At 64.3% G+C, this 19,141-nt stretch carries 25 protein-coding genes; 18 read left to right on the top strand and 7 right to left on the bottom strand.

The features are described 5' to 3' along the window. Genes lepB through pyrE form a run of 5 tightly spaced genes read right to left on the bottom strand, consistent with a single transcriptional unit; the run spans window position 1 to window position 2,872 of the window. Entirely contained in the window at window positions 1-882 is an 882-nt protein-coding gene (lepB, locus tag J7347_RS06215) for a signal peptidase I (RefSeq protein ID WP_209161351.1), read from the bottom strand. Continuing rightward, on the bottom strand, window positions 879-1,280 hold the full coding sequence (gene acpS, locus J7347_RS06210) for a holo-ACP synthase (protein WP_209161350.1): 402 nt from the start codon (window positions 1,278-1,280) through the stop codon (window positions 879-881). The genes lepB and acpS overlap by 4 nt, the downstream gene beginning before the upstream one ends. After that, window positions 1,277-1,546, bottom strand: a complete 270-nt coding sequence (locus tag J7347_RS06205; protein ID WP_209161349.1) for a pyridoxal phosphate biosynthetic protein — start codon at window positions 1,544-1,546, stop codon at window positions 1,277-1,279. The genes acpS and J7347_RS06205 overlap by 4 nt, the downstream gene beginning before the upstream one ends. After that, a complete protein-coding gene (locus tag J7347_RS06200; protein WP_209161348.1) occupies window positions 1,546-2,292 on the bottom strand; it encodes a pyridoxine 5'-phosphate synthase in 747 nt (248 codons plus the stop codon). Before J7347_RS06200 ends, J7347_RS06205 begins: the two co-directional genes overlap by 1 nt. A gap of 1 nt (window position 2,293) precedes the next feature. Beyond that, on the bottom strand, window positions 2,294-2,872 hold the full coding sequence (gene pyrE / locus J7347_RS06195; RefSeq protein ID WP_209161711.1) for an orotate phosphoribosyltransferase: 579 nt from the start codon (window positions 2,870-2,872) through the stop codon (window positions 2,294-2,296). A gap of 288 nt (window positions 2,873-3,160) precedes the next feature. Here pyrE and coxB point away from each other — a divergent pair, with 288 nt between their 5' ends. The 3 genes from coxB to J7347_RS06180 all read left to right on the top strand — a co-directional run bounded on the left by coxB (window position 3,161) and on the right by J7347_RS06180 (window position 7,215). Beyond that, window positions 3,161-4,282, top strand: coding sequence for a cytochrome c oxidase subunit II (coxB, locus tag J7347_RS06190; RefSeq protein ID WP_209161347.1), 1,122 nt, complete (start codon window positions 3,161-3,163; stop codon window positions 4,280-4,282). 64 nt (window positions 4,283-4,346) lie between these two features. Then, a complete protein-coding gene (gene ctaD, locus J7347_RS06185; protein WP_209161346.1) occupies window positions 4,347-6,068 on the top strand; it encodes a cytochrome c oxidase subunit I in 1,722 nt (573 codons plus the stop codon). 169 nt (window positions 6,069-6,237) lie between these two features. Continuing rightward, on the top strand, window positions 6,238-7,215 hold the full coding sequence (locus tag J7347_RS06180) for an alpha/beta hydrolase (RefSeq protein ID WP_067681951.1): 978 nt from the start codon (window positions 6,238-6,240) through the stop codon (window positions 7,213-7,215). A gap of 161 nt (window positions 7,216-7,376) precedes the next feature. Here the strand turns inward: J7347_RS06180 and J7347_RS06175 are convergent, their stop codons facing one another. Continuing rightward, window positions 7,377-8,018: a hypothetical protein gene (locus tag J7347_RS06175; protein WP_197465563.1), complete on the bottom strand. Its 642-nt coding sequence runs from the start codon at window positions 8,016-8,018 to the stop codon at window positions 7,377-7,379. Here J7347_RS06175 and J7347_RS06170 point away from each other — a divergent pair. The 15 genes from J7347_RS06170 (at window position 7,977) to J7347_RS06105 (ending at window position 18,450) form a co-directional block, all read left to right on the top strand. Then, the gene (locus tag J7347_RS06170; RefSeq protein WP_209161345.1) at window positions 7,977-9,473 is read left to right on the top strand and encodes an EAL domain-containing protein; all 1,497 of its coding nucleotides are present in this window, start codon (window positions 7,977-7,979) and stop codon (window positions 9,471-9,473) included. The genes J7347_RS06175 and J7347_RS06170 overlap by 42 nt on opposite strands. A 115-nt stretch (window positions 9,474-9,588) precedes the next feature. Further along, the gene (locus J7347_RS06165; RefSeq protein WP_209161344.1) at window positions 9,589-10,509 is read left to right on the top strand and encodes a heme o synthase; all 921 of its coding nucleotides are present in this window, start codon (window positions 9,589-9,591) and stop codon (window positions 10,507-10,509) included. Continuing rightward, window positions 10,506-10,631, top strand: a complete 126-nt coding sequence (locus tag J7347_RS13420) for a hypothetical protein (protein WP_255362978.1) — start codon at window positions 10,506-10,508, stop codon at window positions 10,629-10,631. Before J7347_RS06165 ends, J7347_RS13420 begins: the two co-directional genes overlap by 4 nt. 2 nt (window positions 10,632-10,633) lie before the next feature. Next, window positions 10,634-11,209, top strand: coding sequence for a cytochrome c oxidase assembly protein (locus tag J7347_RS06160; RefSeq protein WP_209161343.1), 576 nt, complete (start codon window positions 10,634-10,636; stop codon window positions 11,207-11,209). Between the two features lie 101 nt (window positions 11,210-11,310). After that, window positions 11,311-12,132, top strand: coding sequence for a cytochrome c oxidase subunit 3 (locus J7347_RS06155; protein ID WP_067681936.1), 822 nt, complete (start codon window positions 11,311-11,313; stop codon window positions 12,130-12,132). Beyond that, window positions 12,129-12,533 (top strand): DUF983 domain-containing protein, encoded by a 405-nt coding sequence (locus tag J7347_RS06150; protein WP_209161342.1) that lies wholly within the window; start codon window positions 12,129-12,131, stop codon window positions 12,531-12,533. The genes J7347_RS06155 and J7347_RS06150 overlap by 4 nt, the downstream gene beginning before the upstream one ends. Window positions 12,534-12,538: 5 nt before the next feature. Then, window positions 12,539-13,099 (top strand): SURF1 family cytochrome oxidase biogenesis protein, encoded by a 561-nt coding sequence (locus J7347_RS06145; RefSeq protein ID WP_348521580.1) that lies wholly within the window; start codon window positions 12,539-12,541, stop codon window positions 13,097-13,099. Window positions 13,100-13,168: 69 nt separating this feature from the next. Further along, window positions 13,169-14,557: a threonine synthase gene (gene thrC, locus J7347_RS06140; protein ID WP_209161340.1), complete on the top strand. Its 1,389-nt coding sequence runs from the start codon at window positions 13,169-13,171 to the stop codon at window positions 14,555-14,557. Then, window positions 14,557-15,456, top strand: coding sequence for a class I SAM-dependent methyltransferase (locus J7347_RS06135; RefSeq protein WP_209161339.1), 900 nt, complete (start codon window positions 14,557-14,559; stop codon window positions 15,454-15,456). Before thrC ends, J7347_RS06135 begins: the two co-directional genes overlap by 1 nt. A gap of 9 nt (window positions 15,457-15,465) precedes the next feature. Further along, a complete protein-coding gene (locus tag J7347_RS06130; RefSeq protein WP_067681921.1) occupies window positions 15,466-15,837 on the top strand; it encodes a dihydroneopterin aldolase in 372 nt (123 codons plus the stop codon). Further along, window positions 15,837-16,166 carry a Rossmann fold domain-containing protein gene (locus J7347_RS06125; protein WP_209161338.1) on the top strand — a complete coding sequence of 110 codons (330 nt, stop codon included), beginning with the start codon at window positions 15,837-15,839 and terminating at the stop codon, window positions 16,164-16,166. The genes J7347_RS06130 and J7347_RS06125 overlap by 1 nt, the downstream gene beginning before the upstream one ends. A 7-nt stretch (window positions 16,167-16,173) precedes the next feature. Then, window positions 16,174-17,163 (top strand): GTP 3',8-cyclase MoaA, encoded by a 990-nt coding sequence (gene moaA / locus J7347_RS06120; RefSeq protein WP_209161337.1) that lies wholly within the window; start codon window positions 16,174-16,176, stop codon window positions 17,161-17,163. Further along, window positions 17,163-17,405 carry a MoaD/ThiS family protein gene (locus J7347_RS06115; protein ID WP_067681907.1) on the top strand — a complete coding sequence of 81 codons (243 nt, stop codon included), beginning with the start codon at window positions 17,163-17,165 and terminating at the stop codon, window positions 17,403-17,405. The genes moaA and J7347_RS06115 overlap by 1 nt, the downstream gene beginning before the upstream one ends. After that, window positions 17,398-17,877, top strand: a complete 480-nt coding sequence (locus tag J7347_RS06110; RefSeq protein ID WP_348521579.1) for a molybdenum cofactor biosynthesis protein MoaE — start codon at window positions 17,398-17,400, stop codon at window positions 17,875-17,877. The genes J7347_RS06115 and J7347_RS06110 overlap by 8 nt, the downstream gene beginning before the upstream one ends. An 81-nt stretch (window positions 17,878-17,958) precedes the next feature. Then, the gene (locus tag J7347_RS06105; protein WP_209161335.1) at window positions 17,959-18,450 is read left to right on the top strand and encodes a hypothetical protein; all 492 of its coding nucleotides are present in this window, start codon (window positions 17,959-17,961) and stop codon (window positions 18,448-18,450) included. A 3-nt stretch (window positions 18,451-18,453) separates the two neighbouring features. Here J7347_RS06105 and J7347_RS06100 read toward each other — a convergent pair whose 3' ends face one another. After that, a complete protein-coding gene (locus J7347_RS06100) occupies window positions 18,454-19,140 on the bottom strand; it encodes a Crp/Fnr family transcriptional regulator (protein WP_209161334.1) in 687 nt (228 codons plus the stop codon). Window position 19,141: the final 1 nt, after the last annotated feature.

The following is a 19,141-nucleotide window of genomic DNA, read 5'->3' as shown; positions in this document are numbered from 1 at the left end:
TCAGTCCTTCGGAGCGGGCGCGGCGGACTCTACGATGGGTGGGCGCAGAGTAGTAAAAGCGCGGCCTTCCCGTAGCGAGGTGAACCAGCTGATCGGGTTCCAGTTCGTCGTCCCATCGAGCGAGAAGGTGATGAATTCCGCGCGCCCGCCGATATTTTCCAGCGGAATCGGCCCACCAAGGCCGAGCGCGCCGATACTGGCGCGGCTGTCCGCCGAATGGTCGCGATTGTCGCCCATCACGAAGACATGGCCTTCGGGGATCACGATCTCGGGATAATTGTCGAGCCCCTGATCGAGATGATCGATGATGCGATAGGTCGCCCCATTGGGCAGCGTTTCGCGCAGGATCGGCATTTCGCACACCCGTTCGCCCGATGGCAGGGTGGTCTTCATTTCCGGATAATCGTTGCAGGTCGAATTGAGATCGACCGGAATATCGACCGGCGGCTCGACCTTCTGGGGCACGGGCACACCGTTAAGGATGATCTGGCCGTTCCTGACCTCGAACCGGTCGCCCGGACGGCCGACCACGCGCTTGATATAATCCTCGTCCCGTTCTGGATGGACGGGGATCACGATGTCGCCATATTCGGGAGTCGATCCGAAGATGCGCCAATCTCCACGCGGGGCGAGGTGGAAGCTGATCGATGACCAGTTCCAGCCATAGGGGTATTTGCTCACGATCAGGCGATCGCCGACCAGCAGGTTCGGCATCATCGATTCGGACGGGATATAGAATGGCTTCGCCACCAGGCTATGGAAGGCGAACACGGCCAGCAGCATCACCAGAAGGCCGCGCAGTTCGGCCAGCCAGTTGACGTTTTCCTCGCCATCTTGCTTTGTATCGGAAGCGCGTTTGGTCACGGCGGGGGAGCTACTCATGCGGGGAAGGCCTCGATGATCACGAAGGCCTGCGCCCATGGGTGATCGTCGGTGAGGGTGAGATGAACATGCGCCTCATGGCCGGGCGGCACCATTTCCGCAAGGCGCTTTGCAGCCCCTCCGGTCAGCGCGAGCGTGGGTGCGCCCGAGGGAGCGTTGATGACGCCGATATCCTTCATGAACACGCCGCGCCGAAAACCGGTGCCGACCGCTTTCGAGAACGCTTCCTTGGCGGCGAAGCGCTTCGCGTAGGTTCCGGCGATGGTGAAGGGGCGCTTGCGCGCTTTGGCGCGTTCCGTCTCGGTGAAGACACGATTTTCGAAGCGTTCTCCGAAGCGGTCGAGAGAGGACTGGATTCGCTCGATATTGCAGAGGTCCGAGCCGAGGCCGATGATCATGTCGCGCGCACCAGAATAGCAATGAAAAGGGCCAGCATCATCCAGTGCAGGACGATCTGCGTCTTGACGAGCGGGTGATCGATCGTGCCCTTCGCCAGCTTGAGCGAGCCGCCGTAACCGAACACCTGGACCAGCGGCCAGCCGATCGCGAAGGCGAGCAGGGTCTGCCGGCTCAGCGCGAAGCCGAGCAGGGCAAGGCTCAAGAGAAACGGTATCGCGGCGGCCAGCGCCAGCACACCGTCCCGCGATGACGAGGCATTCGTCATCAGCGCGCGTCGTCCATCAATTCGCGCATGTGCCGCACCGCCTGTTCCAGGCCGACGAAAACCGCCTCGCCCACCAGATAATGGCCGATATTCAGTTCCGCGAGCTGGGGAATGGCGGCGATGGGCTGGACGTTCTCGTAAGTCAGCCCGTGGCCCGCATGCGGCTCGATCCCGTTCTTCGCGGCGAGGGCGGCCATATCGGCAATGCGCTTCAGTTCGCGCGCGGTCCGCTCGCTGTCGCCGGATTCGAAGGCATGGGCGTATTCCCCGGTGTGAAATTCGACCACCGGCGCGCCCAGCCGCAGGGCCGCATCCAATTGTCGCTCCTGCGCCTCGATGAAGAGCGAGACGCGGATATCCGCTTCGCGCAGGCGATCGACGATTGGCGCCAGCGTGTTGTGCAGGCCCGCCGCATCCAGACCGCCTTCGGTGGTGCGTTCCTCGCGCTTTTCGGGGACGATGCAGGCCGCATGCGGCGCATGGGCCAGCGCGATCGCCAGCATTTCCTCGGTCGCCGCCATTTCGAGATTCAGGGGAAGGTCGGTCGCTTCCTGAATGCGTTTGAGATCGGCATCGCGGATATGCCTGCGATCCTCGCGCAGATGGGCGGTGATCCCGTCACCGCCCACGCTGGCCACGATCTCAGCGGCGCGCACCGGATCGGGATGATCGCCGCCGCGCGCATTGCGGATCGTGGCGACGTGATCGATATTCACGCCCAGGCGCAGGGGAGAGCCGCGCGTCATCTCAGGCGCGGCTGCCGGGCTTGGTCACGGGAATGGCGGCGAGTTCTGGCGGCACATCGTCCTCTGCATAGGTCGGGAAGTTGATGTCGAGCAGGGGATAGAAAGGCACGCCCAGATCGACCGACCCATTGCTGCGGTCGACCAGCGCCGCTTCGGCGATCACCTCGCCGCCTTCGCGCGCCACCGCCGCGATCGCCTCGCGGCTCGATAGGCCCGTGGTCACGACATCTTCCACCATCAGCACCTTCTGCCCCGCTTCCAGCCGGAAGCCGCGCCGCAGATGGAAGACGCCGTCGGGGCGTTCCAGAAAAATCGCGCCTTTTTCCAGCGCGCGGCCGATTTCGTGCCCGATGATAAGTCCACCCATGGCCGGGCTCACGACCATGTCGATCCGGCTGCGCAGCTCTCGCGGAAGGCGCTGGACCAGCGCGCGGGCCAGCCTTCCGGCGCGCTCGGCATCCATGAGCACGCGCGCGCACTGGAGATAATGCGCGGAATGGCGGCCGGAGGAGAGCAGGAAATGCCCTTCGAGCAGGGCTTCGCTGGCGCGAAATTCGGCGAGGATGGTTTCGTCTGTCATGGGGTCGTTCATGGCGCGGGTTCAAAGCCTGTTGCGGTGCGTTCTGCAAGCCCCATGAGCGCCTGGGGCAGTCTGCCGCTCCTCGAGCACCGGTCGCGAACCGGGTTAGGTTCCCAGGCAAAACGTATTTTTTTCCCCGCGCGCTTGAGGCCGGGGCAAACCGCGCTTATAGGCCGTTCCGAACCGGCCCGTGGGCATAGGGCGCTTATGCGCTGCCCAGGACGTTTTTCGATCACGGGGAGCCCTCCTGTCGCGTGAAGGGGCACCCGCCTAGCGAAGCGGAACAGCATGTCGATCCTTAATCCTACCGCATCCCGCCCCGGCCTCTCCCGCATTCTTGCGGGCCTCGTCGTCCTGTTGGCGCTCGCCTTCGCGGCCGCCTTCGTCGCGGCGAACCCGGCGCAGGCGCAATCGGAAACGACCTTGCAGTCCGGCGATCTGGTCGCTCCGGCTCCGGCGATCACGCCGCCCGCCGCGCTCGAACAGGTGCCCGACGATCAGGCGGCCGAAGTCGCCGATCCCGATGCGGTCGTGGATCCGAGCAGCAGCTACACGCCAATGGCTCCGACCGAAGGTAAGGGCATGCCGGTCTATGCCGGTATCGACGTTCAGGACCAGCATTCCGAAATCGGCAAATTCGCGCGTGGCCTTCACTTCGGCCTGTTCTGGGTGATGGTGGTCATCAGCGTGTTCGTGCTCGCTCTGCTCATCTGGGTGGTTGTGAAGTACAACCGCCGCGCCAATCCGACCCCGTCGAAGACGACTCACAATACCGCGCTCGAAGTGGCCTGGACGCTGGTTCCGGTCCTGATCCTGGTCGGCATTGCGATTCCCTCCATCTCGCTGCTGGCGCGTCAGTACGAAACGCCGCCGGAAGATGCCGTCACCGTCAAGGCGACCGGGTATCAGTGGTATTGGGGCTACACCTATCCCGACAATGGCGGGTTCGAGATCATTTCGAACATGAAGGACGAAGCGCAGGCCGTCGCCGAGGGCGAGCCGCCGCAGCTGGCGGTCGACAATCGTCTCGTACTTCCGGTCGGCGTGCCGATCCGCTTGCAGACCACCGGCGCGGACGTGATCCACAGCTTCGCCATTCCGAGCCTGTGGTTCAAGATCGACGCGATCCCGGGCCGTCTGAACGAGCGCCTGCTGACGATCGACGAGCCGGGCGTGTATTATGGCCAGTGTTCCGAGCTTTGCGGAGCGCGCCACGCCTATATGCCGATCGCGATCGAAGCTCTTCCGGTCGACCAGTGGCGCGCCTGGGTGCTCGCCCAGGGTGGTACCTTCGGCGATGCCGAGGATGCCGCGCCCGAGCTGGCGCCGATCCAGGGCCCCGAAAGCGCCGAGCCCGGCGCGCCGGGCGCAGGTGCCCCGCCGACTGAAGACACGTCGCCGACGACCTGATATACACCGACCGATACCGATCGAACGACACAGACGACTTACCGAGCGCTAGGAACAGCAGACCATGGCTACCACCGCCGACAACTTCCAGCCCCATACCGAGGATCATGCGCACGATCATGACGCGCATCACACGCCCGGTTTCTTTGCGCGCTGGTTCATGTCCACCAACCACAAGGACATCGGCACGCTCTACCTGATCTTCGCGATCGTCGCGGGCATCGTCGGCGGCGCGATCTCGGGCATCATGCGTGCCGAGCTGCACGAGCCCGGGATCCAGTACCTGACCTATTGGGCCCAGCTGATGGGCGGGACGTCGGATTTCGACACCTCGCTCCACATGTGGAACGTGTTCATCACCGCACACGGCCTGATCATGGTGTTCTTCATGGTCATGCCCGCCATGATCGGCGGTTTCGGCAACTGGTTCGTTCCGCTGATGATCGGCGCGCCGGACATGGCGTTCCCGCGTATGAACAACGTGTCGTTCTGGCTGACCGTTGCGGGTTTCTTCAGCCTCATCTTCTCGATGTTCGTTCCCGGCGGCACCGGCCCCGGTGCGGGCACCGGCTGGACCGTCTACGCGCCACTATCCACTACGGGTAGCCAGGGCCCGGCCGTCGATTTCGCGATCTTCGCGCTGCACCTTGCCGGCGCGGGCTCGATCCTTGGCGCGACCAATTTCATCACCACCATCTTCAACATGCGCGCGCCGGGCATGACCCTGCACAAGATGCCGCTGTTCGTGTGGTCGGTGCTGGTCACCGCCTTCCTGCTGCTGCTTGCACTGCCGGTGCTTGCGGCCGCCATCACCATGCTGCTGACCGACCGTAACTTCGGAACGACCTTCTTCGATCCGGCGGGCGGCGGCGATCCGGTGCTCTACCAGCACCTGTTCTGGTTCTTCGGCCACCCGGAAGTCTACATCATGATCCTGCCGGGCTTCGGCATGGTCAGCCAGATCGTGGCGACCTTCAGCCGCAAGCCGGTGTTCGGCTATCTCGGCATGGCGTACGCCATGGTTGCGATCGGCGTGGTCGGCTTCATCGTGTGGGCGCACCACATGTATACGGTCGGCCTCGACGTGAACACGAAGATGTATTTCACGGCGGCGACCATGGTGATCGCGGTGCCGACCGGCGTGAAGATCTTCAGCTGGATCGCCACGATGTGGGGCGGATCGATCGAGTTCAAATCCCCTATGGTGTGGGCGATGGGCTTCATCTTCCTGTTCACCGTGGGCGGCGTGACCGGCGTCTATCTCGCCAATGGCGGTATCGACGATGTGGTCCACGATACCTATTTCGTAGTCGCGCACTTCCACTACGTGCTTTCCATGGGTGCGGTGTTCTCGCTGTTCGCGGCGTTCTACTACTGGTTCCCGAAGATGAGCGGCCGGATGCACAGCGAATTTCTCGCTCACGCGCATTTCTGGGGCTTCTTCATCGGCGTGAACGTGATCTTCTTCCCGCAGCACTTCCTGGGCCTCCAGGGCATGCCGCGCCGCTATCCTGACTACACCCCGGCTTATGAATACTGGAACGCGATCAGCTCGTGGGGCTATGTCATCATGGCTGCCAGCATGCTGCTGTTCTTCGCCAATCTCGTCTACGCCTTCGTGGCGGGCAAGAAGGTGGGCAACAATCCGTGGGGTCCGGGTGCAACGACGCTGGAATGGACGCTGTCCAGTCCGCCGCCGTTCCACCAGTTCGAAACCTTGCCTGTGATCGAAGAGCATCACGACTATCACGATCACCGCCCGGCCGATCAGCGCGAGCCCGCCTGATCCGGTCACGCCTCGCGACAATCGGAAACAATCGACGGCCGGTCCCAGTGGACCGGCCGTTTTGCTGTGCGCATCGAATGCGAGATCGAAATCAGACAGCGCATCGCACGCTCGACTTCGCCCGCAGCGAAGGGTTAGAGTGCCGTCCGATCTGGTGAGAGGACGCTCAATGCCCCAAATGCGAACTGTCGATGTCGGTGACATCAGCCTGCGATGCGCGATCGAGGGCGATCCCTCGTCCGACGCGCCGCTCGTCATCTTCGTCCACGGCTTCCCCGAAAGCTGGTATAGCTGGCGCCATCAGCTCGGACCGGTGGCGCAAGCCGGTTACACCGCCTGTGCAATCGACGTGCGCGGCTACGGCGGATCGGACAAGCCGCAGGCCATCGAGGAATATGCGCTCGAAAAGATCGTCGGCGACCTTGTCGGGCTGAAAACGGCGCTCTCACCCGAGCGGAAGGCGATCCTGGTCGGCCACGACTGGGGTGCGCCGATCGTGTGGAACACAGCTCTGACGAACCCGGATCATTTCCGCGCCGTCGCGGGCCTGTCGGTACCGTTTGCCGGTGTACCGCAGCGCCCCTTTACCGAAGTTTTCCGCCAGCATTTCACCGACAAGGGCAAATTCTTCTACCAGGAATATTTTCAGGAGCCCGGCGTTGCCGAAGCCGAGGCGGAAAAGGATCCGCGCGATTTCGTCCAGCGGATGATGTACGCGATCAGCGGCGATGCGCCCCCCGGCAATCATTTCGACAAACCCTACGGGGCGACCTTTCTGGAGGGCCTGCCCGATCCCGCGCCGGTCGCCTGGCTGACCGAGGACGATCTCGATTTCTACGAGGCCGAATTCCGCCAGTCCGGTTTTCGCGGACCGCTCAATCGCTATCGCAATCACGAGCGCGATTTCGCGTGGCTGCAGGGATATAAGGACCGTAAAATCGAGCAGCCCAGCCTCTTCATCGGCGGGACAAGCGATCCGGCGACCTTCCTGTTCGGGGCGGTGAGCGATCCTGTCGCCATGATGCGGATGTTCGCGCCCAAGGTGGAGGGGCATATCCTGTCAGGTGTGGGTCATTGGACGCAGCAGGAAAAGCCGGAAGCGGTCACGCGCATCCTTATCGACTGGCTGGAGGGGCTGGAGGCCTGACCAGGCTGCGCCGCGATACCGATCGTATAGGAAGCATCGGCCCCGCCAGAAGAACGGTTGATCCACACCGAGGCGCTTTCCGGCATCACCGGTAGGAACTGCGCGCTGAAAGGACGGCAGTAGCACCCCCGTAAATTTACCGAAGCGCCATTCAGCGCGAATTAGGACGCCTTGGTGTATTTTTGCGCTTCCATGGAGGAAACTGCGTGAAAATCGTCGAGCGTTTCGACCGGATGATCGGATTCTCCGGTGAAGACGCGAACTTGGTCGAGTTCGGCAGAGAGCGCATCCGCTCCGTACGCGACATCATTTTCGTCTATTATCTTGCGATCCTGGTGCCTTTCGCCAGCATTGCAGCGAGTTTTCCTGATCGACTTCCGACACAAATTGTCGGAGGATTTCTTCTGTTGGCAGTATTGCTGCGCTTTCGTCACTGGGTGTCGCCTCCAGTCGAGGGCCAGAGCGAGGACACCAATGCGGCCACCGCCCGCTTTACGGGCGTCATGGTCGTCATGTTGTCGTGCGTTCAGGCGTATTTCTACATCGATCTGGTTTTCGAGATTGACGCAGCCGGTCCGGACGCTTTCTTGTGGCTGAAGGTTTTGGGCGTCGGCCTGCTTGCGGCCCTGACGCAAGGGGCCGCGCTGAGTGGCATCATCTATGCCTCGCGCGTCGCCTTTGCGTGCTTCGCTTTTCCCCTGGTTCTGCTCGCCGCCTTTCGATTTCCAAACGGACTCCTCGCCGTTCCCATCGCGGGAGCGGTGCTGACTGCCATCTCCTTCTATCTTGCGGAGCTGAGCCACAAGACGCGCCTGAAGCTCTTCGGCGCGCAGGTCGATGCCGACGAAGCTTTGTCGCAGGCGGAGAAAACCAATTTCGACCTGATGGAGGCACGGCGCAGCGCACAATATCGCGCGGAGTTCGATGGCCTGACCGGGGTCCGCAATCGCTACGCCTTCATTCGCGACGTCGAAGCCGCTCTTCTGTATGGGCAAGGCGGGATGCTGGCGGTGATCGATCTCGATCGCTTCAAGCCGATCAACGATCTCTATGGGCATTTTGCCGGCGATCTCGTCCTGCGCTTCGTCGCGCGACGTCTCCAAAGGGCGCTTCCCGGCTCGGCTATCGTTGGCAGGCTTGGTGGGGACGAGTTTGGAGTGTTCGTCGGCGGCACATCGAACACACAGGAATTGGGCGAGCTTGCGTCCCATTGCGATCGTGCGTTGATGCGCCTGCGCCGCCCCATGCGCATGTCCGGTTCGCTGGTGACGATCGGAAGCAGCGCGGGCGGCAGAATTCTCTATTGCCCTGAGATCGGCGTTGCGCAGGCATTGCAGGACGCCGATTCCGCCCTCTACGTAGCCAAGCGCGAAGGATTGGATACGATCCGGGTCTTCGACGATGCCATCAGGATCGATGCCACACGCCTGAACGCGATCGAGGCGGCGATGTCGAAACGCGGCGCACTAGAACAGTTCTCGCTCGCCTATCAGCCGATCGTCAATTTGAGGAACGGCAAACTATCCTCGTTTGAGGCCCTTGCGCGCTGGTATCATCCGACGCTCGGCGAAATCTCACCGTCCCAATTCATACCCATCGCAGAGCGCACCGGGACAATCCGCGACATAACGACCGCGCTGCTGTGTAAGGCGTTGCAATTTGCAAGCCGCTGGGATTCAGACTGCCGCCTCTCGTTCAATCTGAGCGCTGCCCATATCTGCGCAGAGGATGCCGCAGGCGAGATCGTCTCGCTGGTCGAGCAGAGCGGCTTTCCCCTCCATCGCCTGCAGTTGGAAATTACCGAAACGGCGATGATGATCAATTTCGACGCCGCCCGGCGCAATATCGAGGAGTTGCGCCAGGCGGGGTGCCGCATCGTGCTGGACGATTTCGGCGCAGGCTTCGCCTCGCTGGTCTATCTGCGCGAAATCCGGTTCGACAAGGTGAAGATCGACGGATCGCTTATTCAGGAAGCTCGCAACAGTGCCGGTCGGGATATGCTGAACGGCGTCATCAAGATGCTGTCGGCGATGAAGCTTGAAAGCGTCGCCGAATTTATCGCGACCGAGGAGGACCGCGATACCGCTCTCCATTTGGGGGCCAATTTCGGTCAGGGCTATTTCCTCGGACAGCCTTTGCCCGAAGCGGAGGTTCTGGCGCTTCTGGAGCGCAAAAAGCGCAAGGCCGCCGCCGCGAAGATGGCTTCGCTGGAGCGTCGATCGGGAAAGGAGCGGCGCTTCAAGTGGAAGGTGCATTGATGCGGTCGCAAACGCGGGACAGCCGCGGCTGACACCGCCCGCTTTACCCGCGCCCGCTTTCCCTTTCGATCGCGTCCCTGTATAGGCGGGGCAAACCCCCGATGGCCTATATCCGATGACTCAATCCACCGCTCCCCTTGCCATGCCTGCCGACTGGCGGGACTTCTTCGCGCTGACCAAGCCGCGGGTGATGACACTGGTCGTGTTTACGGGCCTGTGCGGCCTGCTTGCCGCGCCGGGATCGATCAATCCGGTGCTCGGCTTCACCGCGATCCTGTGCATCGCACTGGGCGCGGGCGGGGCGGCCACGCTCAACCAGTGGTGGGAAGCCGATATCGATGCGGGGATGAAGCGCACGTCCAACCGCCCGCTCCCTACCGGGCGGATGCGGCGCGAGGATGCGCGCGATTTCGGTATCATGCTGTCCGTCGGATCGGTGATGGTGATGGGGCTGGCGATCGGTTGGCTCGCCGCCGCCATTCTGGCTGTCTCGATCGTCTATTATGCGGTCGTCTACACGATCTGGCTGAAACCGCGCACGCCGCAGAATATCGTGATCGGAGGAGGGGCGGGCGCATTTCCCCCGCTGATCGGGTGGATCGCGGTGACGGGAGAGATCACGGCGATGCCGATCCTCCTTTTCGCGATCATCTTCGTATGGACTCCGCCGCATTTCTGGGCGCTGGCCCTGTTCGTGCAGTCGGATTACGCCAAGGTCGGCATTCCGATGATGCCGGTGGTCCGGGGCGAGAAATCCACCCGCCGCCAGATCGTCGCCTATTGCGTGGCTCTGGTGCCCGTCGCGGTCGCCCCGTGGGCGATCGGCGGGACGGGCCCGGTCTACGGGATTGCGGCGCTCGCACTGACGCTTGCCTTCCTTGCGCTTTCGCTGCCGGTCGGAATGCGGCAGGCAGCACCGGGCGACGGAATGCGGCCTGAAAAGCGACTGTTCGCCTTCAGCGTGTTCTACCTGTTCGCCCTGTTCGCCGCGCTGGTCGCCGACCGCCTGCTGATCGATGCCGGAGTAATCGCATGACGCCCGAGGAAGAGACCGAACTGAAGCGCCGCCAGAAGACGCGCAATCTGGTGCTGGCCGGGGTGCTGCTGTTCCTGGTCGTGTTGTTCTACGCCATCACCATCGTTCGCATGGGAGACTGACCGTGGCGACTGCGCCTCTCGAAAACCGCAATTCCCGCACTGCCCTCTATGCCTTGCTGGGCGCGCTGTTCATGTTGGGCATGGGATATGCCGCCGTGCCGCTTTACGATCTTTTCTGCCGCGTCACCGGCTTCGGCGGGACGACGCAGCGCGCCAGCGAAAGCGATGCCGATATCGCCGCGCAGGCCGCGCTCAGCGCCGGGGCGAAGGCGATTTCGGTGCGCTTCGATGCCAGCACGGCGCGCGATGTGCCGTGGACGTTCCAGCCGGTCCAATCGACCGATACCGTCCAGATCGGCCAGCGCGACATGGCGTTCTACACTGCGCGCAACAACAGCAACGTACCCATCACCGGCACGGCCACCTTCAATGTCGAGCCGGAACAGACCGGGCGCTATTTCAACAAGATCCAGTGCTTCTGCTTCACCGAACAGACGCTGATGCCGGGCCAGGAAGTCCGCATGCCGGTGCTGTATTACATCGACCCCGCGATCCTCGAAGACGAGAACGCCAAGGACGTCGAACAGATCACGCTGAGCTACACCTTCCACAAGGCGAAGGATTCGCCCGAAGGGTGAGCGGGACGCCTGCGATAGGGAAACCGGACACTAGCCCCTAGACCATCGGCCACGCGCGCGATAAGGGCGAAGGCGACAGACCAACAGGACGATACGAGACCATGGCCGGCACCGTAAATCACGACTACCACATTCTCGAACCCGATATCTGGCCGTTCGTCGGCTCGCTGTCGGCGCTGGTGTTCACCACCGGCATGGTATTCTTCATGCACGACATGGCGGGTGGATACCTGATCCTGGGTCTCGGCATCGCCGGTCTTATCGCCACCTTCTTCACCTGGTTCTCCAACATCGTGAAGGAAGCCGAGCGCGGCGACCACACGCCGGTGGTCCAGCTGCACATGCGCTACGGGATGATCCTGTTCATCGCTTCCGAAGTCATGTTCTTCGTCGGCTGGTTCTGGAGCTGGTTCGACTTCTCGCTGTTCCCAAGCGTGCTGTCCGAAGTAGTCGGCGGGGTCTGGCCGCCCGAAGCGATCGAGGCGGTGATCGATCCGTTCAGCCTGCCGCTGCTCAACACGCTGATCCTGCTGTGTTCGGGCACCACGGTGACCTGGGCGCACCATTCGCTGATCCATGGCGATCGCGAAGGCCTCAAAAAGGGCCTGTGGGCCACGATCCTGCTCGGCGTGGTGTTCAGCTTCATCCAGGCCTACGAATACATGCACGCCCCGTTCGCATTCGGCGGCAACACCTATTCCAGCGCCTTCTACATGGCGACCGGCTTCCACGGTTTCCACGTTCTGATCGGCACGATTTTCCTGATCGTCTGCCTGCGCCGCACCTATCTCGGCCACTTCACCCCGCGCCAGCATTTCGGCTTCGAAGCGGCGGCGTGGTACTGGCACTTCGTCGACGTGGTGTGGCTGTTCCTCTTCGTGGTCGTCTATGTCTGGGGCGGCTGGGGCGCGGAAATCCATTGACGGATCAGCCCGGTTCTCCGGACGATGCACCGGAAAACACGAAAGGGCGGCCCTCTCTCGCAGAGGCCGCCCTTTTCGGTTGCTGCCCGCGCTGCGACGCGCGAACGCTGTTCGACGGTCCGGTGAAATTCGCGGAGCGGTGCCGCGCCTGCGGGCTCGATTTCACGCGCTTCAATGTGGGCGACGGTCCGGCAGGCTTTCTGACGCTGATCATCGGCGCGCTCATTACCGGGCTTGCGATCTGGCTCGACCTGTCGGTGCGCCCGCCGTTCTGGGTTCATATCGTGATCTGGGTTCCGGTCACGGTGGCGGCGGTGCTGGCAGGGCTTCGCGTGTCCAAGGCGCTCCTCCTGATCGCGGAATACCGCAACAAGGCCGGTGAAGCGGGGCGCGACGAGTGAGACGCGTGCCCATATTCGCCACGATAGTCGTCCTCGCCGCCGCTGCGGTCATGGTCGCACTCGGCGTGTGGCAATTGCAGCGGTTGGAACAGAAGGAGGCGCTGCTCGCGCGCTACGCCGCCGCCGAAGGCATCGCCGCCCCGGTCGCCTTCCCGATTCGAGGGGACGGGGAGCGGGACTGGTTCCGCCGCAGTTCGCTCGACTGCCTGCGCGTGCTCGGCGTCCAGCCCACTGCCGGACGCAGTGCAAGCGCGCGGAGCGGCTGGGCGCAGCGCGCCTCGTGCGAGGTGAAGGGGGCGAGCGCGCCTGTGGCCATCGATCTCGGCTGGACGCGCGAACCGGCCGCGGCTGAATGGAGCGGAGGCGAGGTTACGGGGGTGATCGCGCCCGGGCCGCGGCTCGTCGCCAGCGAACCGCCGGTCGCGGGGCTCGAACCGCTTGCCCGCCCCGATCCTTCGGGGATTCCGAACAATCATCTGGCCTATGCGGGCCAGTGGTTCTTCTTCGCGCTCACTGCGCTGGTGATCTACTGGCTTGCGCTGAGGCGGCGTCGCCCATCGGCGTGAGCCGATCTTCACGGGCGTAAAGCGGGCCTCGCTTGCTCGCTTGGCCCGGCGGAGCTAACCGGCGCACCCATGCGATATATCTCCACTCGCGGCGCGGCGCCCACGCTCGATTTCGCCGAGGTCACGCTGACAGGTCTTGCCAGCGATGGCGGGCTGTACCTGCCCGAACGCTGGCCGGAGTTTTCCTCCGCCGAGATCGCGGCGATGCGCGGCATGCCCTATGCGGAGCTGGCGGCACGTGTGATGCAGCCCTTCGTCGGGGACAGTCTTTCTCCAGAGCGTCTGCGCGAATTGTGCGAGCAGGCCTATGGCCGGTTCGCGCATGCTGCGGTGACACCGCTGGTCCAGCTCGACGAGCGTCAATGGCTGCTCGAGCTGTTCCACGGGCCGACGCTCGCCTTCAAGGATGTGGCCCTGCAATTGCTCGGCCTGCTTTTCGAGGAGTTTCTCGCGCGCGACGACAGCCGCCTCACCATCGTGGGCGCGACCAGCGGAGATACCGGCAGCGCCGCGATCGATGCGGTTGCCGGGCGCGAGAATGTCGAGATCTTCATGCTGCACCCCGCAGGTCGGGTCAGCGACGTGCAGCGCCGCCAGATGACGACGGTGCTGGCGCCCAACGTCCACAACATCGCGATCGACGGCAGTTTCGACGATGCGCAGGCGATGGTGAAGCGGATCTTCGCCGACGAGGACGTTACCGCGAAACACCGGATCGGGGCGGTCAATTCGATCAATTGGGCGCGGCTGATGGCGCAGGTGGTCTATTATTTCGCCGCCGCGCTTCAGCTCGGCGGGCCCGAGCGCCGCATCGCCTTCAGCGTGCCGACGGGCAATTTCGGCGATGTGTTCGCAGGCCATGTCGCCGCGCGCATGGGCCTTCCGATCGAACGGCTGGTGGTCGCCACCAATGTGAACGACATTCTCCACCGCGCGCTGTCCGAGGGGGATTATTCCGCCGGAGACGTCACGCCTACGGCCTCGCCCAGCATGGACATCCAGGTCAGTTCCAATTTCGAACGCCTGCTGTTCGATGTCGGCGGGCGCGACGGCGTGGCGATGGCGGACCAGATGCGCGGCTTCGAAGGCGCGCGGGCCATGCGGTTGACGGATGCGCAGCGCGGCGGCGCTGCCCTGTTCGCCAGCGCGCGCGCCGATGCGCACGACATGGCGGCGGCGATGCGCTGGGCTTCTGAGGAAGCGGGCGAGATCATCGACCCCCACACCGCGATCGGCCTGCATGCGGCGCGGCTTCAGGATCTGCCCTCCACTGTGCCCACGGTCACGCTCGCCACCGCGCACCCGGCCAAGTTTCGCGACGCGGTGGAGCGGGCCACGGGCACGCGCCCCCCACTGCCCACCCGCGTCGGCGACCTTTTCGCGCGCGAGGAGCGCTTCGACGAATTGCCGGGCGATTACGAGGCGGTGAAGGCGCATATCCTCGCCAAGGCGCGCTGATGGCGGAGCTGGTCCGCAATTCGGTTCTGATGGTGGGCGAAGGGTGGGATGCCTATCGCCTGCTCGACAGTGGGCATAGCCGCAAGTTCGAGGCCTACGGCCCCTATCGCTTCATCCGGCCCGAACCGCAGGCCCTGTGGGCGCCGCGCCTTGCCGAATGGGACGCGCATGGCGAATTCGTGCCGGGCAGCGACGAGGATGGAGGCGGGCGGTGGCAGCTATCGCCGGACGTTCCCGAAGATGGCTGGGAACTGGGCTGGGGCGACACTGTGCGCTTCACCGCCCAGTGTACGCCGTTCCGCCATCTCGGCTTCTTCCCAGACATGGCCCCGGTGTGGGACTGGATGGGCGAGCGACTCAAAGGGCGCGCGGGCGAACCGCGCCCCACGCTCAACCTGTTCGGCTATACCGGGGTGGGATCGCTCGCGCTGAGCGGGCACGGCCCCGTCACCCATGTCGATGCGAGCAAGAAATCGGTCGCTCAGGCGCGCGAGAACGCGGCTCTTTCGGGACTCGAGGACCGGCCGATCCGCTGGCTGGTGGACGATGCGATGAAGTTCGCCAGCCGCGAAGTGCGGCGCGAAAATCGCTATGACGGCATTATCCTCGACCCGCCGAAATTCGGGCGTGGGCCGAAGAACGAGACCTGGCGGATCGAGGAGGGGCTGGCGCCGCTGGTCTCGGATTGCCGCCAGCTGCTCGATGCGGACAGCCGCTTCCTCTTCCTGACCGTCTATGCCGTCCGCATGAGCAGCCTCGCGCTCGGCGGGTTGCTGGCAGAGGTGTTCGCCGACCTGCCCGGCACGATCGAGCACGGCGATCTGGCGGTTGCGGAACAGGGCGACGATCCGCGCCTGCTTCCCACCGCGATCTTCGCGCGCTGGTCCAATCCGGGCTAGGGCGGACGCATGACCGATTCGCTCATTCTCGAAATCGCCGATTTCGAACACGACGTGCTCACCGGAATCTATTCCGAGGAGACCGGCAAGCCTCAACCGCTGCGCTTCACGATCCAGGCGCGGATGAAGCCGCTGGACCAGTACGATCCCGACACCTCGCTCGAACATTCCAAGAATTACATGGATCTGAAATTCGCCGCGTCCGGGGCACTGCCGGAAGGCGTGCATTTCAAGCTGATCGAAGCCGTGGCGGACCACATCTGCGAGACCCTGTTCCTGCAGGATAAGCGGATCGAGGCGGTGACGGTGAAGATCGTGAAACTCGCCATTGCCGAAGCGGGCGAGAAGATCGGCATCACGCTCCACCGCGAGCGGCGCTGATGCGGCGCGTGACCTTGGCCGACCTGCCCGAGGCACCGCTCGCCGCGTCGGGCGCGTTCCATCACGATCATCTCGCGTCGGTCGAAGCGATCATGACGAGCGGTGAGGATGTGATGATCGCCTTGCCGCCGGCAGACCATACGCACCGCGAATGGCGGCTGGCGCTCGCCACGGGTCTTGCGCGCGCCCACGCGCCAGCCCGCGCCAATGTGGTCGCGGGCCACGGCGACGCGCTGGACGCTTTCGAAGCCTATCTCGGCGAAGCGCGCGGAATAACCGGCCAATATCTCGAAGGGGATGGCCAGGGCGCGGGCGATCCGGCACAATAGGGCGTTCATGCTCGTCGACACATTCCAACGCCGCATCACCTATCTGCGCCTGTCGGTCACCGATCGGTGCGATCTGCGATGCACCTATTGCATGCCGGAAAAGATGCGCTTCCTCCCCAAGGCGGAAGTGCTCACGCTGGAAGAGCTGCATCGGCTGGCCACGGCGTTCATCGCCCACGGCGTCCGGCGTATCCGCCTGACCGGCGGCGAACCGCTGGTCCGGCGCGACATGATGGATCTGGTCCGCGCACTGGGGCGGCAGATCGGAACCGGTCTCGACGAAGTCACGCTTACCACCAACGGCACGCAATTGGCGCAGCATGCCGACGCTCTGGCGGCGGCAGGCGTCAGGCGCGTCAACGTCTCGCTCGACACGCGCGACCGGGCGCTGTTTGCCGAACTGACCCGGCGCGATGCGCTGGACAAGGTGATGGAAGGGATCGCTGCGGCCAAGGCTGCGGGTCTTGAGGTCAAGCTCAACACGGTGGCGCTGAAGGGCCGGAACGAGGACGAGCTGCCCGACCTGATCGCCTGGGCGCATTCCGAAGGCCATTCGGTCACTCTGATCGAAGCGATGCCTCTGGGCGAGGTGGACGAGGATCGGTTCGATCATTTCCTGTCGCTCGAAACCGTTCGCGCCCGGCTGGAAGAACGCTGGACGCTGACCGGGTCCGATCACCGGACCGGCGGCCCGGCGCGTTATTTCGATGTGGCGGAAACCGGCGGCAGGCTCGGCCTGATAACGCCGCTGACTCAGAATTTCTGCGAAGGCTGCAACCGGGTGCGAGTGACCACCACCGGCCAGCTCTATCCCTGCCTTGGCGGCGGAGAGCGCGTCGATCTGCGCGCCGCCTTGCGCGAGGGTGACGGAGACGGCGCGTTGCAGGCCGCGATGCAGCGCGCGATGGCGATCAAGCCCTTACGCCATTCCTTTGCGATCGACGGGCCGGGCGAAGCGCCCTCGCAACCGCGCCATATGTCGGTGACGGGCGGTTGATGGCGGTCCGGATCGTCTTTCTCGGCCCGCTGCGCGAGGCGGCGGGCACCGACTCGCTCGAAGTGTCCGCACCGCTCGATTGGGACGGATTGCTGGCGGTGGCCGGCTCCGTCGTGGCCGAGCAATTGCGGAGCGCCCGCGTCCATGTCGCTTGCGCGGGAGAGGTTCTGGCCGACAAGACCGCGCTGCGAGCCGAGGACGGCGACGAGGTGGCGCTGCTCCCACCGGTCAGCGGTGGCTAGGCTGACCCTCGAAAGCCCGGCGGATGTCCGCCTGCTCGACAAGGGGCTGTCGGCGGGCGAGGCGCTGGCCGCGTTCAACGCAACGCACGATCATGCGGGCGGGATCGCCAGCTTTCTCGGCAAGGTGCGGCCGGGTGAGGATGTAAAGGCGCTCGAACTGACTCATTACGAGCCGCTGACTTTGCCGGGCATGGAAAAGCTCGCCGGGCAGGCGCTGGATCGATTTGCGCTCGACGGGGTGCTCGTCTGGCACCGGGTCGGCACGATGCAGCCGGGCGAGGGGATCGTGCTGGTGGCTGCCGCCGCGCGCCATCGCCGCGCCGCGTTCGATGCGGTGGATTATCTGATGGACCACCTCAAGTCCGCCGCATGGTTCTGGAAGCGCGAACGGCGCGGAGACGGTGCGAACGGCGCCTGGCACTGGATCGAACCGCGTGGCGACGACCATGCGGCGCTGGCCCGCTGGAAATAAATTCCTCCCGTTTGATCGAGATCAAGGTGCGAGCGGCGGGATCGGCGCATTCCTGCTCCCACAGCAACGGGAGTACAGACAATGTCCAAGCACGTCGCACGAGACCAGATGGCGCAGCGGGCCCGGATTCATGCAGATCCGATCGCAACCCAGCGCAAGCCCGCGCCGGATGTCCTTCCCGACATCCTCCCCGCCTTGCACGCCGATCCGGTGCAGCCGGTCGTCGTCGACCGCAGCTTCGAAATGCCGGTCGCGCTCTATGCTGCGACGGTTGCGCTCTATCTGGGTTTCGTGGCGGTCATGGCCGTCGGTTTCGCCAGCCCCGGCCTGGCCATTCCGATGGCGATCTTCGCGCTGTTCATCGTGGCAGGGTTCGGCGTTCCGGCGCTGTGGACACGGATCGCTCCGGACCATGGCAAGCGTCCCCTGAAACTGCAGCAACTGATGCGCCGGGGAATCGCGACCTATACGGGCCAGCTCGAAGGGGGTGACGCGGCGATCCAGATGCTGATCCTGCCGGTGCTGATCCTGGGTTGGGGGATGGCGGTAGTGACGATCCGCGCCTTCGTGTGATCGTCATTGCGCCGCGGTGGAGAGGAGCGCGGGGTCGACCAGTTCGATCCCGCGCTTCCCGGTGCGTGCAATCGCTCCCTCGCGTTCGAGAGCGGTGATCTGTCGACTGACGGTCTCGATGGTGAGGCCGAGGAAACTGGCCAGGTCGCCGCGCGACAAAGGCAGGTCGAATGTCCGCGCCGGGTGGCACGGCGAATCGCTGGCGGCGCGGGCGAATTCGATGAGGATCGCGGCAACCCGCGCCCGGGCCGAGGTCTTGCTTCCGATCGCCAGCAGGGCCCGGCTGGCATGGAGGTCTTCCTGCGCGCGGCGGAGCAGCGCACGCGACAGCGCCGGATAGCGCGCGATCGCCGAGTCCATGTCCGGCCCGGCGAACACGCACAACCGGCTATCGGCGAGAGCGATCACGTCATAGGCGGCGAAAGGCTGGAAGAACTCGCCGACAAATCCGGAAGGATGGACGAGGGCCAGGATATGTTCGCTTCCATCGGCATCGAGGCTCGCGATCTTGAGCGCGCCCGAAACCAGCGTGGCGCAGCTGGTTACTGGATCGCCCGCCGCGAACAGCGTCTGGCCGCGTGCGAGGGTGCGGGTATGCCCGGCCTCGGCCAGCGCCGCCCGCTCTTCGGGGGCGAGTACGGCGCATGCCGCTCGGTCGCGCACCGGACATGAGGCGCAGGCGAGGCTCATG

This window comes from Erythrobacter sp. A6_0, from assembly GCF_017744235.1.
Taxonomy (GTDB): Bacteria; Pseudomonadota; Alphaproteobacteria; order Sphingomonadales; family Sphingomonadaceae; genus Qipengyuania.
Note: the sequence above shows the minus strand (reverse complement) of the source record. Positions and strands in the feature narration are given on the sequence as shown.

Excerpts from the sequence above, each read along its gene's own strand:
- coxB (WP_209161347.1), top strand. The coding sequence starts at position 3,161 with ATGTCGATCCTTAATCCTACCGCATCCCGCCCCGGCCTCTCCCGCATT.
- J7347_RS06205 (WP_209161349.1), bottom strand. The coding sequence starts at position 1,546 with ATGACGAATGCCTCGTCATCGCGGGACGGTGTGCTGGCGCTGGCCGCC.
- J7347_RS13420 (WP_255362978.1), top strand. The coding sequence starts at position 10,506 with ATGACGCCCGAGGAAGAGACCGAACTGAAGCGCCGCCAGAAGACGCGC.
- J7347_RS06180 (WP_067681951.1), top strand. The coding sequence starts at position 6,238 with ATGCCCCAAATGCGAACTGTCGATGTCGGTGACATCAGCCTGCGATGC.
- J7347_RS06125 (WP_209161338.1), top strand. The coding sequence starts at position 15,837 with ATGCGGCGCGTGACCTTGGCCGACCTGCCCGAGGCACCGCTCGCCGCG.
- ctaD (WP_209161346.1), top strand. The coding sequence starts at position 4,347 with ATGGCTACCACCGCCGACAACTTCCAGCCCCATACCGAGGATCATGCG.
- pyrE (WP_209161711.1), bottom strand. The coding sequence starts at position 2,872 with ATGACAGACGAAACCATCCTCGCCGAATTTCGCGCCAGCGAAGCCCTG.
- thrC (WP_209161340.1), top strand. The coding sequence starts at position 13,169 with ATGCGATATATCTCCACTCGCGGCGCGGCGCCCACGCTCGATTTCGCC.
- J7347_RS06200 (WP_209161348.1), bottom strand. The coding sequence starts at position 2,292 with ATGACGCGCGGCTCTCCCCTGCGCCTGGGCGTGAATATCGATCACGTC.
- J7347_RS06155 (WP_067681936.1), top strand. The coding sequence starts at position 11,311 with ATGGCCGGCACCGTAAATCACGACTACCACATTCTCGAACCCGATATC.
- J7347_RS06115 (WP_067681907.1), top strand. The coding sequence starts at position 17,163 with ATGGCGGTCCGGATCGTCTTTCTCGGCCCGCTGCGCGAGGCGGCGGGC.
- J7347_RS06165 (WP_209161344.1), top strand. The coding sequence starts at position 9,589 with ATGACTCAATCCACCGCTCCCCTTGCCATGCCTGCCGACTGGCGGGAC.
- J7347_RS06100 (WP_209161334.1), bottom strand. The coding sequence starts at position 19,140 with ATGAGCCTCGCCTGCGCCTCATGTCCGGTGCGCGACCGAGCGGCATGC.
- moaA (WP_209161337.1), top strand. The coding sequence starts at position 16,174 with ATGCTCGTCGACACATTCCAACGCCGCATCACCTATCTGCGCCTGTCG.
- J7347_RS06135 (WP_209161339.1), top strand. The coding sequence starts at position 14,557 with ATGGCGGAGCTGGTCCGCAATTCGGTTCTGATGGTGGGCGAAGGGTGG.
- acpS (WP_209161350.1), bottom strand. The coding sequence starts at position 1,280 with ATGATCATCGGCCTCGGCTCGGACCTCTGCAATATCGAGCGAATCCAG.
- J7347_RS06105 (WP_209161335.1), top strand. The coding sequence starts at position 17,959 with ATGTCCAAGCACGTCGCACGAGACCAGATGGCGCAGCGGGCCCGGATT.
- lepB (WP_209161351.1), bottom strand. The coding sequence starts at position 882 with ATGAGTAGCTCCCCCGCCGTGACCAAACGCGCTTCCGATACAAAGCAA.
- J7347_RS06130 (WP_067681921.1), top strand. The coding sequence starts at position 15,466 with ATGACCGATTCGCTCATTCTCGAAATCGCCGATTTCGAACACGACGTG.